A 15,150-nucleotide genomic window follows, 5' to 3' on the forward strand; every position below is an offset into this window, starting at 1 on the left:
AAAATCACCTCAAACTACAGTATAGATAAATTATATTGAGATATCTATGGTTATCTCCACTATACTATATAATTCAACACAATTGAGGTAGATTCCTGCTTTTTGATGAAAAAATCAGAGGGTTTCTGCACCAGAATCAAAGAATATATAAAAATTCCTACGGACGTTCGGACTGTTCCAGTCGAATATTATACTTGGAATTGGTTTTCTTTTGCACATAATACATTCAAGTTTTCGCAATTGCCTTCAAAGGTTATGTTGCTTGACCGCTCCGAGCAAAAACTACAGGGCGGCTCTGACAAATATATATCAAAAATAATTGAGGATACTTTAGAAAAATCTGAAAGTGCCTTATTATCATTGTTATATCGAAAGCAAAAGGAAATATTTTCCAGTCAAGAAAGTATGCAAAAGATTAATGAGCGTTTATCCGAAAACAAAGCAGAGATTACTGACAGAGAAATATCCGTTTCCATTGATATCTCTGCCCGTAGTAATTGGGATTCAAATCTTACACTTTACATTGATGATGTACCTTTTAGATATATAGGCAAAGGTGAACAAGGGGCAATCAAAACAAAACTTGCATTGCAGACTAAAATGGAAAAATCACAAATTGTTATGATTGAGGAACCCGAGACAAATTTGTCATATACTAATCTAAACAAGCTCGTATACAGTTTAGTAAAGGCTTGTTCAGAAAAGCAATTGATTATCACCACTCACAGCACTTTTATGATGAATAAGATTGGAATAGATAAAGTTATATTTATGAGCGGTTACGCAATAGCAACTATGAGTGGTATCAGTGATAGTACGAAACAGTATTTCCAAAAGCTGCCTGGTTATGATACGTTAAGAATGATTATTGCTAATCGCTCTGTATTAGTGGAAGGCCGATCTGACGAATTGATTGTACAAAAAGCATATCACCAACTCCATAAAAGACTTCCCTTAGATGATGGGATCGATATTATTACTGTTGGTGGTCTTGCATTTAAGCGATTTATGGAAATAGCAGAGAAACTCAATAAACAAATTTCTGTTATAACAGACAACGATGGCGATTATGAAGCTACTAAAGCTCGGTATAAGGCATTTGACAAATCCACAAACATTTGCCTTTGTATTGATGATGATATAGCATATCCGACATTGGAGCCACAAATAGTTAAAGTAAATAATTTGGCGGTACTTAATACTCTTTTCCAAAAAAGTTTTACTACTAAGGAAGAAATGTCGGAATACATGCTAAAGAATAAAGCTGATTGTGCTTTGCAAATTTTCGAGAACATTGTTATGCCAAAGTACATTCTCGATGCCATACGATAACGATTTTTTTCTTAGCTTCTGCTGGGGCGGGGAAAACAACGATGGTTGCTGATTATGCGATTAAGCATCCTCTCCAAAAAATACTGTTGACAACTACGCATGAAAACACCTCTCACCTCCATAAGACTATCTGTAAACTTTATGGTGTACAACCTGAAAATGTATCAATAATGAGTTGGTTTTCCTTCCTTTTAACAGAGTGTGTACGTCCATATCAAAATTTTTTATACTCTGATAAAAGATTGAAAATCTTCACTTCATTCCGTATATATCAGCTAAATTTAAGAGTAGAACAGATACAAGACACTATTATTTATCGAATGATACCCATATTTTCAGTGATAAAATGTCTGATTTCGCTTATCATTGTAATATGGCTTCTGATGGGTTAGTTATCAAGCGTCTTGAACAGCTTTTTGATGTGTTTATTCTTGATGAAGCACAGGATATTTCTGGTTACGATTTTGATTTTATTGAATTATTATTGCACTCAAAAATAAAAGTCATCATGGTTGGCGATGTTCGTCAGAAAACATATAGTACTACTAAGTCTACAAAAAATAAGAAGTTCTCCAATGATATTTACAAGTGGTTTCAGCATTTAGAAGCTAAAGGATATGGCGAATTAACAATACTCAATCAATCACATCGGTGTATTCAACAGATTTGTGATTTTGCCGACGCATTATTTCCGGCACTTCCTAACTCAAAATCATTAAATCTTAATATTAGTAACCATGACGGCATCTTTCTTGTAAGCCCTTGTGACTTGACAGCATACTACGCATTATATAAACCACAGATACTTATTTATGATAAAAGGGCTGCTTCAAAAGCTAATGGCTTGCCCGTTAATAATTTTGGGGCAGTAAAAGGACAAACCTATAACCGAGTAGTAATCATTCCAACAAAACCAATAGAGAAGTACCTTTGCAATGGCAGAATAGCTGAAGTGGAGAGCAGCATTGAAAAATTCTATGTCGCGATCACTCGGGCAAGGCACAGTGTAGCTTTCTTGGCAACCAGTACTCCGTCATTACCGTCTATATTAAAATGGGAATGTCCGCAGACAGATTGAAAAAGAAGGAGGAGCTTTATGTCTTTATGGGATAATAAAGGCATTCCACATAAAGGTTGGACTTGCGTAGGTATGATTGACTTGGGCGAAGATGCGGACGACATGGACTTTGAAACTCGCAAGTCTGAATTATATGAGCAATGTCAAATGTGTAACCAAGAAGGTATCCGTTATGTCCACATCATGGAGCATCCAGCGTATGATGGCCAACTTAGAGTTGGTTGTATTTGTGCTGAAAAAATGGAAAATGACTATTCTACTCCTCGCGAACGAGAAAACGCTATGAAGAATAGGCATTACCGTAAAATGAATTTCTTAAAGCGTGACTGGCAATCACGGGCTAATGGATATCTTGTCTTAAAGTATAAGGGAAAGTATATTACAATAATGCGTAGCAAATTTAACCAAACAGAATTTGGCATTGCTTATAACGGAGAATTCATTTGGCACTATCAAAGCCGAAAAATCAAAGACATTCGGACAGCCAAATTAGTAGCTTTTGAAATCTTTGACCAATAAAAAGTTGTGGTGCCCGTGGTGCCCAAATGGTGCCCCACCTTGCAAAACCACTTGATAAAGAGATATAACACTCAAGAGCATGAATTGAGGAAATGCCTATTATAAGCCACTTTGAGCCATTATGTTATAAGAAGGAACGGGCTTTTATAAGTAAAAATATGGGAATAACATTCCTCGAAATCGTTTGACGGGTAACCGTCCGTGGGTTCGAATCCCACCTCCTCCGCCACTACATACGTTTTGGGATCATGCTTGTTTTAGATGCCAGTCTCTTAGCCGATAATCTTTACTTTATTAAAACCCGTGAAGAACAATGCAAGAATATGAGCATCCGCGAAATTATGCGTGCCATTTCTGATAACGCTGATATTATTTATTTTTCCGCTCGAAAATTAGGATGTGCCCGTGGAGGCGCGATCTGTACGAGCAATGAAAAACTATTTGACAAGATGCGGATATTTATCCCGCTTTATGAAGGTTTTCTGACCTATGGTGGGATGTCCGTCCGTGAGATGGAGGCCATGACTGTGGGTCTTGAGGAAACGATGGATGAAGATATGATTAATCAGGGACCCCAGTTTATTGCGTATATGACTGAGGAGCTTCAGAAAAAGGGCGTACCGGTCGTTACACCGTCAGGAGGTCTTGGCTGCCATCTTAATGCGATGGAGTTTGTGAGTCATATTCCTCAGCAGGAGTATCCTGCAGGTGCGTTAGCAGTTGCTCTCTATATCGTCAGTGGAGTTCGTGGTATGGAAAGAGGAACGATGTCCGAGGAAAGGGATGAAAATGGAATCGAACCACTCTCAAATATGGAGCTATTGCGTTTAGCTATGCCACGACGAGTCTTTACGCTTTCTCAAGTTAAATACGCTATCGATCGGATTGTCTGGCTTTATGAGAACCGTAAACTTATCGGTGGATTGAAATTTGTTGATGAACCTAAGATTTTACGCTTTTTCCTTGGAAAATTAGGAACAGTTTCGGATTGGCGAAATGACTTAATGAAGAGATTTAGACAGGATTTCGGAGATAGTTTATAAAAGGAAAAAAGGGGTTTCGCGTTGCGAAGCTCCTTTTTTAAATGCCATTTACACAACAAGTTAAAAAAAGTTTGAAAAGTAACATAAAAACTTCTTATTGCGACATAATTTGCGTGGATACTATGTTATTCTTAAACAAATTGAAATTATAATAAAGCAATTTAAAATTTGTGTAAAAAGGCAAATTTACTGAAAGGTGGAGACGCAAAGCTATGGGTCTAAGGCTATAACATGCTATGACTGCTAGGTTGCTGAGACGGAATAGAGTATGTTTATGATAATGGTCTTTCTCCTAATTACATAGGAGAAAGACCATTTGCTTTTAAAAAATTTATATTCATAAGAGGGGATGGTTTTGTGATGAAAGCAAGAATAAACCAAAAGGTCTAACCGGTTCAGGCATTGTAAATGATGAGATAGCGACTATATTATAACCATTTATATAACCAAGGTCAGCCACAATCGGTGGGGCTTGATTAATCAGATCGGCGAACGGTTGAAAACTAAACGCAGGAATGGGTTTATCATTAAAATCCAGAATACTTATTCCACTATAGCTTACCGTCGCATCACGGGTAAAACCAATACCGGTAATCGTTATAACCCCTGCGGTGTATATCGCTTGGGGGGTCGTACTCCCGGATACTCGGAATTGTTACCCAAGTGACGTGTGATGGAAGTTATATTACGATTACGGGTATAGGTTTTTCGGAAGCAATGATTATTGGTTACGATGGCAGTGCAGGAATTAAGTATGTGGATGGAACTCTAGTTGAACCGTTCAGCTTTCATTACCCATGGTGGTAAAAATATGTAGTCAAACCTGTTTAAAAGACAGCAGGGCGTAAAGCTATGGGTCTAAGGCTATAACGGCTATGGTTGCCAGGTTACTTACAATTCAATTTTAATAGGAAAGCTGCACGACCTAACCTTTTTATCATCTTATGGTACCGCGCAGCGGCATGGGGGTCTATCCAGAAAAGGAGAGAGAAAATGAAAAAGCTTATCGGAATTCTCACAGTGCTTGTGTTAATGCTTAATATTCCAACATTAACACAAGCCAATACCTCGGTTACCAGTAGCTCGACATCGGTCCAAGTTAAACGTCTTTATGGGCAAGATCGCTATCAAACGGCGACTAAGATTGCTGATGAAGTGGCACTTGAAAACGGGATTGACTTTAGTAAGGGACAAAAGTTTAAAGCTGTGGTACTCGCTTCGGGTAATGACTATCCCGACGCAATAGCAGGAGCACCTTTGGCGCAACTGTATGGAGGGTCTATTTTGCTCGTTGATCGTACTCCGGAGGAAAGCACAACGACATGGGATTATATCCGTACACATGTAAATTCAGAAGGCCAAGTTTTTATTCTCGGGGGTAAGGGTGTCATTCCCGAGTCTTTTACAAATTATCTACAGAGCATGGGTTTTAATGTAGGTAATATTCATCAAATTGGTGGGAAAGATCGAAACGAAACCTCCCTTTTGATTGCCAAAGAGTTATTAAATCCGGCTCAAACCGCATTTCTAGTGAGCGATTCAAACTTTTATGATGCACTCACCATTGCATCCTCTGCGGTTTCATTAAATATTCCAATCTTGCTGGTTTCTCCATCAGGACTTTCTCCAGAGCAAAAAAGTTTTTCTGATTTTCTAACTGGTGTTATGTCCGTAGGAGAGATTCAAAAGACGATCGCAGTATCGTACCCGAAAGCAGTAGGTTTCTCAGGTTTAAAATAGATATGATACAAATGCAATTTTTACGAGTAAATTTCTGGTCAACAAACCCAAGGTTTTCTTAACTACGGGGGAAGCCTATCCTGATGCATTGGCAGGAGCTCTATTGGCTGGAACATCTGACGAATGTCCTGTGATCTTTACAACACCGAATAGCTTACAGCCGGAAACGGCTTGGGCTTTAAACCAAATTTCTTATTATGATAAGAGGGATAGTGTCGAAAAAATTAATAATCAACAAGTGACGATCCCGGCAGTTATATATCCGGAATTAGTGGTACTGGGAGGTACAGGGGCGGTAAGCAATGATGTCGTAAAACAAGCTCAGCAGATTCTGAATAATCCCGGCGATCCTACGACAGGGAGCGATGCTGTTAATTCGGTAGGTAACCTGGCCGGGAATATTGTCAATGAGGGTTTGGCTGTTACACAAGGGGAATGGATTTACTATACCGATCTTTATTATGAAGGGTCTCTATACAAGATCAAGAAAGATGGGACCGGAAAAATGAAACTGACGGCTGATGTTCCGCTTTTTCTTAACGTTAGCGGGGACTGGGTTTACTATAAAAATTATAAAGAAGACAAGATATATAAGATAAAAACAGATGGTACAAGCCGAACTAAACTCAGTGATGACAATTCCGAACAATTTATTGTCTCTGGGGACTGGATTTACTTTATAAATGGGTCCAATAATTTTACAATTTATAAAATGAAAACGGACGGAACGAATAAAATTAAACTTAACTCCGATACATCTTCGGATATTAATGTAGTTAACAATACGATTTATTACATCAATTATAATGATAAGGTAAAAATCTATCGGATGACCACTGACGGGTTGGATAACAGCAAAGTTAGCGATCTCGCCCAGGCTTACAATATGATTGTTAATTGGAATACAATTTATTACTCGAATTATTCAGATACAGATAGGTTTGCCGTTTCTAAGATCAATACAGACGGAACAGGAATGACTAAAGTAACAAATGATCATTCACGTAGCTTCAGTATAGAGAATGACTGGATATATTATGCCAATAGCTCAGACGCTAACTCCCTATATAAAATAAAGACAGATGGAACGAATAAGACAAAACTCAATAGCAGTATCACTTCTTATGTGAACGTAATTGGGGATTGGGTTTATTATGTGAAGAACCCACCCAGCAATTCTCAGCTCTACAAGACAAAGATAGACGGGAGCGAGGACAAAATCGTCGACTAGTTTTATTTAAAGACGAAGCGGATCGCGCATGGATCAAAGTCATCTCTCTCGATGGAGAGAGATGGATAGGCTGTTAAAAAACAAGTAACATGTAAAGAAGTTCTAAGGGAAAGCACGAAAGTGATCACCGAAGTTTCGGTGGTCTTGGGTTCGGAATGACTTTATCTATGTTCTAACCGATGAAAATCAAGTTGTCTAGGTAAAAAGCCGGTTAACGGAGATGTCCCATGAAATGGAATAAATACATTTAACTCAAATTGCCATAATCCGACAGAAGATTACCTATTTCTGGATTAAATTTCATTGTTATTTTTGTTCGAAGTCTTTAAAATTTATCTTATAAAGATATTTCGGAGGGAATAAAGATGGAAAAAAAGCTTTTGCGGAGAATTGAGGCGCTGCGAAAAAGGCTAAACAAATTGGGGACAACCCATGATCTTGTCGATGATGAAGTTGTCGCAGTTAGCCAACAACTGGATCAAGTATTAAATGAATATCAAAAAATAATTTCTTATCATCAATTAAGTTTTTGGTGAACCACTTCTTAGTAAATAGAAATCTTTGACGAAATTTGGTTGACAGGCTTTTAACGATAGATTATAATAGCAAACGTCACTTGAAATTCAATAAATTTTTAAATGGCGAACTCGGAGAGGTGGCTGAGCTGGTCGAAGGCGCTCGCCTGGAAAGCGAGTACATGAGGCAACTTGTGTCGAGGGTTCGAATCCCTCTCTCTCCGCCATAAGGTTAACTAGAGCCAAGTTTGATTGCTTTCGTATTCGACTTTGGCTTTTTCTTTTGTTATAATAACTTTGGTCGTGCTAGACGGGGTGGTGGCGGAATCCTGTAACCCGCAATCCGCTATAGCGGGGTGGAATTCCTGCGCGAGGGCAACGCTTGTGGAGCGGCCAGGTCTAACTTGTGATGAAGTTTGGGTCTTACGCAACAGAGCACTTCGAATCGTGTCAGATCCTGACGGAAGCAGCACTAAGAAGCACGCTTTGTGTGCCGTAAGGTTGCCTGAATTGAGCAAGGAAGCCTGGATTCGTCCGGAAGTGTTTGTTCGGACAAAGGTGCACGGCTTATAATTTAAGGTGGTCTTGGAACCATCTTTTTTGGTATATACGGGAAGATTAAAAATCAACTGACTTTGTCTCGGCGGAAAGTGAAGGTGGGACAATGGCCTATTTAGCGCTTTACCGTGAGTGGCGCCCAAAAAATTTCAGAGAAGTAGTGGGTCAGGAACACGTTACGAAGACCCTCACCAATGCCTTAAAACATGAGAAAATCGCGCATGCTTATTTGTTTAGTGGACCTCGCGGAACTGGAAAAACAACGGCAGCCAAGATATTGGCAAAAGCTTTAAATTGTGAGGACCGAGATGGAGTTGAGCCTTGTAATCAGTGTTCTTCTTGTTTAAGCATTGATCAGGGGAATGCGATGGAAGTTCTCGAAATCGATGCTGCCTCGAATCGTGGAATTGACGAAATTCGCGAACTCCGAGAAAACGTTCGTCTCAGCGCAAGTGAAGGAAAATATAAAGTCTACATTATTGATGAAGTTCATATGCTGACGACGGAAGCGTTCAATGCGCTACTTAAGACGCTAGAAGAACCGCCCGAACGGGTCGTATTCATTCTGGCGACGACAGAAGTTCAAAAAATTCCCCTAACGATATTATCTAGGGTACAACGTTTCGAATTTCACCGAATCTCTCTTGAGCAAATTGAGGCGCGGTTGCAAGAGGTTTGCCAAGCCATTAAACGGTCGGTTACTTCGGAGGCTCTGTCGATTATTGCGCAGAAATCTGAAGGTGGTTTGAGGGATGCCTTGAGTATTCTTGATCAGTGTATACTTCTTGATGGAAGTATTGGAGTAGAACAGGTCTATCAGGTTTTAGGGATGGTGGGGGAAGAGTATAGTTCCCGGCTTTTCGATATTCTCCTAACCCGTGATTATTCACAAGCCTTACGTTTATTGACCGATGGAATTAATCAAGGACGTGATCCACGGCAGATTTTAAGAGAACTTATGGAGTATTTACGCCAAGCTTTACTTTACGTTTCAACGCGTCAAGTCCCTAATATTGCTCCACAACTTAAAGAGAAGATTGCGATTCAAAGCGATAAAGCAGGTATGAAACTTATTCTGCAATGGATTAGTATTCTCTTACAAGGAGAGAGTCAGCTAAAATACGCCTCTAATGCCCGACTGGCTGCAGAAATGTTACTGGTCCAGATGATTTATGATACCTGCGAGGAAATTTCCTTGGGTTCCGAAGAGTTGGAGAAACGCCTAACCCTACTTGAGCAGGAAGTTCGTAAACTAGCATCGGGACAACCCATTCAGGTTGTTCAAAGTGCCCACCAGCAGCAAGGCGGAGTCACAAGAGCGCCAGAAGGACTAGAGCGGACAGCGGAAAGCCGGAATTCCTCTGAACAAAAACAAAAAGCCGAATCAAGTGTGATTCCAAAAGCTCAGACTTCGAAGAGCGGGAATAAAGGCCTATCCCTTGAACTCATGCAGAGTAAGTGGCCAGACGTTCTGGATCAGGTTCGCAAATATAAAAAGTCAACACATGCTTTCTTAATGGAAGGAAAGCCAATAGATTTAAAAGAAGAAAAACTGGTCATTGTTTTTAAGGAAGGACTATCGTTTCACCGGGATAAGGTCGACCAAGCCGAGAACCGGGAGACCATTGAAAAAGTACTACAGGAAATCTTCGGAGTTACCATAAGTTTACAGAATATGATGGAGAGCGAATGGGAAAAGCTCAAACCGGAAATGAATCAAGAGGAAAGTAATCCTGTTGTTAAAAAAGCAGAGGATATCTTTGGTGCAGATCTTGTATTTGTTAAGCAGGATTAGACAAGGATAAACTTTTTAAGTACAATCATCTTGAATGCAGTAACGTTGATTATTAATAAGGAGCGTGAATAGTATGGGTTATAAAGGCGGCATGGGGAATATGGGAAACATGGGAAATATGAATAACATGTTAAAACAAGCTCAGAAACTACAAGAAGAAATGGCGAAGACCCAAGAGGAATTGAAACTAAAAACCGTAGAAGCCTCTGTAGGGGGAGGAGCAGTGCAGGTTGTGGTCAGTGGTAAAATGGAACTTGTTGAGTTAAAGATTAAACCGGAGGCTGTGGATCCGGAGGATGTGGAAATGCTCGAAGATATGATTAAAGCGGCTGTCAATGAAGGTTTCCGTAAAGTCGAAGAAATGACTTCCGCGGAGATGGGTAAGTTGACCGGTGGATTAAAACTCCCCGGGCTGTTCTAATCGAAGACGTGAGCTAAGAAGATGGATTTTTTAAACTACCCACAACCTTTAGCTGATCTTATTTCAGGACTTTCCAGACTCCCAGGTATTGGGCCAAAAACGGCTGGGCGTCTGGCCTTTTATCTTTTGCAGCAACCGCAAATAGCCGAATCGCTCACAGATGCGATCTGCAATGCTCTGAAAAATATCAAAGAGTGCTCGAATTGTTGTAACTACACAGATCAAGACCCCTGCCCAATTTGCACCAGCGAAAAAAGAGACTCCTCTTTTCTTTGCATTGTCGAGCAACCACGAGATGTTGTAGCTCTTGAAAAGACGAGGGAATTTAGAGGAAAATATCATGTTTTACATGGGGTTATTTCTCCGTTAGAAGGAATTGGACCTGAACAGTTAACAGTTTCCCAGCTTCTCAAACGACTTGATGGTGTTCAGGAAGTCGTGATGGCACTAAATCCAACGGTTGAAGGAGAGGCAACGTCAATCTATTTATCAAAGCTCCTAAAACCCATGGGAATTAAAGTAACCCGGCTTGCCCACGGCCTACCGGTAGGCGGAGATCTGGAATATGCGGACGAGGTCACGATTGCGCATGCTTTGGAAGGCCGCCGTCAAATTTAAGGTCAACAAGAAAATCTATATGGAAAATTAGCATGAAAAGTCAGGGTCAGTTCTTCTTTGTTAAGTTCAAGCATAGGCTTGGACTAGGATGGACAAAGGAGGACAGATTATGACTTTTCTATTTTTAGGTCTCTTCATTGTTTTAATGGGACTGGTTATTCGTTCGAGCTTAGGAAAGCCGAATCTATTTCTTAAATTGTCGATTCATATCCTCGGTGGAATTGTCGGATTATGGCTTTTGGATCTCATTTTGAGTGTCTTAGGGTTTGGAATTCCTATCAATTTATTCACCGTACTCATCGTAGGTGTATTAGGTTTCCCCGGTGTTTTAGCTCTTGCCGGGCTCCAGGCGTTGGGAATTTGAAATGTTTAAATTTTCACAGCTCTTGACGAATGAAATATATGAAGAGTATACTGATACTAAACATCAGGGGGACTATTCAGGAAATTAACCAGAATAGTGCCCTAATCTGTTTTTTAGGGTTCTTTTATGAATATTCTATCATTTTTCTAAACCTGAATGGTGCTCTTTTACCTTTGAGAAAATTTAAACTAAAGGTAATGCTATACTCCTGGATTTAGGGATAGAGAAGGAGAGTCAGCTCTCTAAGGAACCCTATAATTGATTTATTTACATAATTAAGGAGGATGTATTCAATGGCAAAAATGAAAACCATGGATGGTAACGAAGCGGCAGCTCATGCATCGTATGCGTTTACTGAAGTCGCAACCATCTTCCCCATTACTCCATCTTCGACGATGGCCGAATTTGTGGACGAATGGGCCGCTCATCAAAAGAAAAATATTTTCGGTCAACCTGTTAAGGTTGTCGAGATGCAATCTGAGGCAGGCGCAGCTGGCGCGGTTCATGGTTCCCTTCAAGCAGGTGCGTTAACAACAACATATACTGCTTCTCAAGGGTTGCTTCTGATGATTCCAAACATGTATAAAATTGCTGGTGAATTACTTCCAGGCGTATTTCACGTGAGTGCCCGTGCTTTAGCAACGCATGCGCTTTCTATTTTCGGGGATCACCAAGACGTCATGTCTGTTCGGAGCACTGGTTTTGCTGAACTTTCCTCGCATAGTGTACAAGAAGCCTTGGACTTAGGCTATATCGCTCACTTAGCTGCGATTAAGTCTCGCGTACCGTTCCTTCATTTCTTTGATGGTTTCCGCACTTCCCATGAAATCCAGAAAATTGAAGTTACAGACTATGAAGATGTAGCTAAACTTTTAGATCGTGACGCTGTCCAAGCTTTCCGTGATCGTGGATTGAATCCCGAACATCCTGTACTTCGTGGTTCCGCTGAAAACGGTGATGTTTATTTCCAAACTGCAGAGGCTGCAAACCGCTTCTATGATGCGGTTCCTGATATTGTTGAGCATTATATGCAAGAATATAAGAAAATCACGGGCCGCGAGTATCATCCTTTCCAATATTATGGCGCTGAAGATGCTGACCGCGTTATCATAGCAATGGGCTCCATCTGCGATACCATTGAGGAGACCATTGATTATTTGAGGACAAAAGGAGAAAAGGTCGGAGTTGTAAAAGTTCACCTCTTTCGTCCATTCTCCGCAAAATATCTATTTAACGTGATGCCTAAGACGGTGAAAAAGATTGCTGTACTTGATCGTACGAAAGAGCCAGGTTCCTCAGGTGAGCCACTCTATCTCGATATTAAGGACGCCTTCTACACGAGTGATCTGAAACCCGTCATTGTCGGCGGACGCTATGGCTTAGGTTCTAAAGACACTACTCCTTCACAAGTATTAGCTGTCTATAAAAACCTTAGCGCCGCTGAACCTAAAAACAGCTTTACAATCGGAATTATTGATGACGTAACCCACAAATCCTTGCCGGAAGATGAATTCATTGATACTGCTCCGGAAGGCACGATTGCTTGTAAGTTCTGGGGCTTAGGATCTGATGGTACAGTCGGTGCCAATAAGCAAGCTATTAAAATTATTGGTGACCACACCGATATGAATGCTCAAGCTTATTTCCAATATGACAGCAAAAAATCTGGGGGTACCACAATCTCCCACATTCGTTTTGGTAAGAAAAAAATTAAATCCCCCTACTATGTTATTGGTGCGGACTACATTGCTTGTCATAACCAAGCCTATGTCGGCCAATATGACTTAGTTAAAGGATTGAAGAAGAACGGAACCTTCGTTCTCAACACGCAATGGAAACCGGAAGAAATGGAAGAAAGAATTCCTGCTTCCTTAAAGCAATATATTGCGAAAAATAATATTAGCTTCTATATTATTGATGCTGTTTCGATCGGTCGTGAGATTGGACTGGGTTCCCGTATTAACATGATCATGCAGGCCGCCTTCTTTAAACTTGCTAACGTGATCCCTGTGGATGTAGCGATTGGCTACCTCAAAGAATCCGTAGTCAAATCCTATGGTAAAAAAGGTCAAAATATTGTTGACATGAATAATGCTGCAATTGACCGTGGTGTTTCTTCCCTCGTTAAAATTGAAGTCCCTGCTTCTTGGGCTCAAGCGACTGATGCGAAGGCTGAAGCTGCAGCAACAAAGGAATTACCGGATTTCATTAAAAACATTATGATCCCGATGAATACTCTCGAAGGAGAAAGCCTTCCTGTTAGTGCTTTTATTGGACGTGAAGATGGTACCCTTCCTTCAGGCACTGCTGCTTACGAGAAACGTGGGATTGCTGTTATGGTTCCAGAATGGAAGATGGATCAATGTATCCAATGTAACCAATGTTCCTATGTTTGCCCTCATGCTGCCATTCGTCCGTTCTTAATGAATGAAGAAGAAGCAACGAAGGCTCCCCAAACCTTTGTGGGTAAGAAGGCAATTGGCAAAGAAGCCGAAGGTCTCCAATTCCGTATGCAAGTGGATACACTCGATTGCACCGGTTGTGGAAACTGTGCTGAAATCTGCCCATCTAAGGAAAAAGCACTTGTCATGAAGCTTTCACCAGAGCAAATTGCAGAGCAAGCGGATAACTGGGAATTTGCACTTACCCTTTCCGATAAGAGCAAACGTTTTGACTTGTTTACAGTAAAAAATAGCCAATTTGCACAGCCTCTTCTTGAATTCAATGGCGCTTGCCCAGGTTGTGGTGAAACAGCTAATGTTAAGCTTCTTACCCAACTATTTGGTGATCGCATGATGATTGCTAATGCAACAGGTTGTAGCTCCATTTGGGGGGGGAGTTCTCCTTCCGTACCTTATACCACCAATAAAGAAGGTAAAGGTCCGTCTTGGGCAAACTCCTTGTTCGAAGATAACGCGGAGTTTGGTTATGGTATGTACCTCGGTGTTCGTCAACAACGTGAAAAGTTAGCTGATCTTATGAAGGAAGCCCTGGGAACTGAAATTAGCGCTGAACTCAAAGAAGCCTTCCAAGATTGGGTTACTGGAATGAATGATGCGGATGCTTCTAAAGCTGCAACCGCAAAAATTCTTGCCCTTCTTGACAATTACCAAGGGGATAATGATCTTCTCAAAGAGATTATCGCGAGAAAAGATCATCTCGTTAAAAAATCACAATGGATCGTCGGTGGAGACGGATGGGCTTATGATATCGGTTACGGCGGCCTAGACCATGTCCTCGCTTCAGGTGATGATGTGAATGTTCTTGTTATGGATACTGAAGTTTATTCCAATACCGGCGGACAATCATCTAAAGCAACACCCGTTGCTGCTGTAGCTAAGTTCGCTGCTGCTGGTAAGAAGATTCGTAAAAAGGACCTAGGTATGATGGCTATGAGTTATGGCTATGTTTATGTCGCTCAGATTGCTTTGGGTGCTAACATGGCTCAAGCAATTAAAGCTATCAAAGAAGCAGAAGCTTATAAGGGACCTTCACTTATTATTGCTTATGCACCATGTATTAACCACGGTATTAAAGCGGGTATGGCGAAGAGCCTTGATGAGTCCAAGAAAGCCGTAGAGACTGGATATTGGCACCTCTATCGCTTTAACCCAGATCTTGAAGATCAAGGTAAAAATCCGTTTACAATCGATTCCAAGGAACCGACTAAACCTTTCCGTGATTTCCTTATGGGTGAAGTCCGTTACACCTCTTTGTTGAAAACTTTCCCAGACACTGCTGAGGAACTTTTCTCCAGTGCTGAGAAGTATGCTAAAGTGCGTTATGACTCTTATAAACGTCTTGCTGATCAAAAGTGGGACTAAAAAAACTTAATAGGATCAAATAATTTTAAAATTTCCGGAGAGTGGGTGTAGACCCACTCTTTTTTTGTACTAACAGAAAGTATAAGTCTGGGGGCAGATAATATAAGTGCAA

General features: G+C 40.6%; 13 protein-coding genes, 1 tRNA gene, 1 other RNA gene and 2 riboswitches. All 15 genes read left to right on the plus strand.

The annotated features are described in order from the left end of the window. The first annotated feature begins 105 nt into the window (after positions 1-105). On the plus strand, positions 106-1,332 hold the full coding sequence (locus tag VM640_RS16495) for an ATP-dependent nuclease (protein ID WP_325394202.1): 1,227 nt from the start codon (positions 106-108) through the stop codon (positions 1,330-1,332). 346 nt (positions 1,333-1,678) lie between these two features. Continuing rightward, complete coding sequence (locus tag VM640_RS16500; protein ID WP_325394204.1) at positions 1,679-2,410, plus strand: UvrD-helicase domain-containing protein; 732 nt, start codon at positions 1,679-1,681, stop codon at positions 2,408-2,410. An 18-nt stretch (positions 2,411-2,428) separates the two neighbouring features. Then, positions 2,429-2,929, plus strand: a complete 501-nt coding sequence (locus VM640_RS16505) for a hypothetical protein (RefSeq protein WP_325394206.1) — start codon at positions 2,429-2,431, stop codon at positions 2,927-2,929. 248 nt (positions 2,930-3,177) lie between these two features. Continuing rightward, positions 3,178-3,972 (plus strand): tryptophanase, encoded by a 795-nt coding sequence (locus VM640_RS16510; RefSeq protein ID WP_325394208.1) that lies wholly within the window; start codon positions 3,178-3,180, stop codon positions 3,970-3,972. Positions 3,973-4,141: 169 nt separating this feature from the next. Beyond that, positions 4,142-4,228, plus strand: a riboswitch (cyclic di-GMP riboswitch). Positions 4,229-4,635: 407 nt separating this feature from the next. After that, the gene (locus VM640_RS16515) at positions 4,636-4,779 is read left to right on the plus strand and encodes a hypothetical protein (protein WP_325394209.1); all 144 of its coding nucleotides are present in this window, start codon (positions 4,636-4,638) and stop codon (positions 4,777-4,779) included. Then, positions 4,779-4,867, plus strand: a riboswitch (cyclic di-GMP riboswitch). It overlaps the preceding gene by 1 nt. Positions 4,868-4,965: 98 nt before the next feature. Beyond that, the gene (locus VM640_RS16520) at positions 4,966-5,712 is read left to right on the plus strand and encodes a cell wall-binding repeat-containing protein (RefSeq protein ID WP_325394211.1); all 747 of its coding nucleotides are present in this window, start codon (positions 4,966-4,968) and stop codon (positions 5,710-5,712) included. Between the two features lie 34 nt (positions 5,713-5,746). Then, positions 5,747-6,943, plus strand: coding sequence for a DUF5050 domain-containing protein (locus tag VM640_RS16525; RefSeq protein ID WP_325394273.1), 1,197 nt, complete (start codon positions 5,747-5,749; stop codon positions 6,941-6,943). Positions 6,944-7,308: 365 nt separating this feature from the next. After that, entirely contained in the window at positions 7,309-7,479 is a 171-nt protein-coding gene (locus tag VM640_RS16530) for an aspartyl-phosphate phosphatase Spo0E family protein (protein WP_325394213.1), read from the plus strand. A 113-nt stretch (positions 7,480-7,592) separates the two neighbouring features. Further along, positions 7,593-7,685 (plus strand) — tRNA-Ser (locus VM640_RS16535). 74 nt (positions 7,686-7,759) lie between these two features. Beyond that, positions 7,760-8,024, plus strand: an RNA gene (ffs, locus tag VM640_RS16540) — signal recognition particle sRNA large type. Positions 8,025-8,122: 98 nt separating this feature from the next. Further along, positions 8,123-9,811 (plus strand): DNA polymerase III subunit gamma/tau, encoded by a 1,689-nt coding sequence (gene dnaX / locus VM640_RS16545; RefSeq protein ID WP_325394215.1) that lies wholly within the window; start codon positions 8,123-8,125, stop codon positions 9,809-9,811. A gap of 73 nt (positions 9,812-9,884) precedes the next feature. Next, positions 9,885-10,232 carry a YbaB/EbfC family nucleoid-associated protein gene (locus VM640_RS16550; protein ID WP_325394217.1) on the plus strand — a complete coding sequence of 116 codons (348 nt, stop codon included), beginning with the start codon at positions 9,885-9,887 and terminating at the stop codon, positions 10,230-10,232. A gap of 21 nt (positions 10,233-10,253) precedes the next feature. After that, positions 10,254-10,850, plus strand: a complete 597-nt coding sequence (gene recR / locus VM640_RS16555; protein WP_325394219.1) for a recombination mediator RecR — start codon at positions 10,254-10,256, stop codon at positions 10,848-10,850. Between the two features lie 109 nt (positions 10,851-10,959). Beyond that, complete coding sequence (locus VM640_RS16560; RefSeq protein ID WP_325394221.1) at positions 10,960-11,214, plus strand: pro-sigmaK processing inhibitor BofA family protein; 255 nt, start codon at positions 10,960-10,962, stop codon at positions 11,212-11,214. Positions 11,215-11,507: 293 nt separating this feature from the next. Next, positions 11,508-15,038, plus strand: a complete 3,531-nt coding sequence (nifJ, locus tag VM640_RS16565) for a pyruvate:ferredoxin (flavodoxin) oxidoreductase (RefSeq protein ID WP_325394223.1) — start codon at positions 11,508-11,510, stop codon at positions 15,036-15,038. Positions 15,039-15,150 lie beyond the last annotated feature (112 nt).

It is taken from the genome of Desulfitobacterium sp. (assembly GCF_035539115.1).
Taxonomy (GTDB): domain Bacteria; phylum Bacillota; class Desulfitobacteriia; order Desulfitobacteriales; family Desulfitobacteriaceae; genus Desulfitobacterium_A.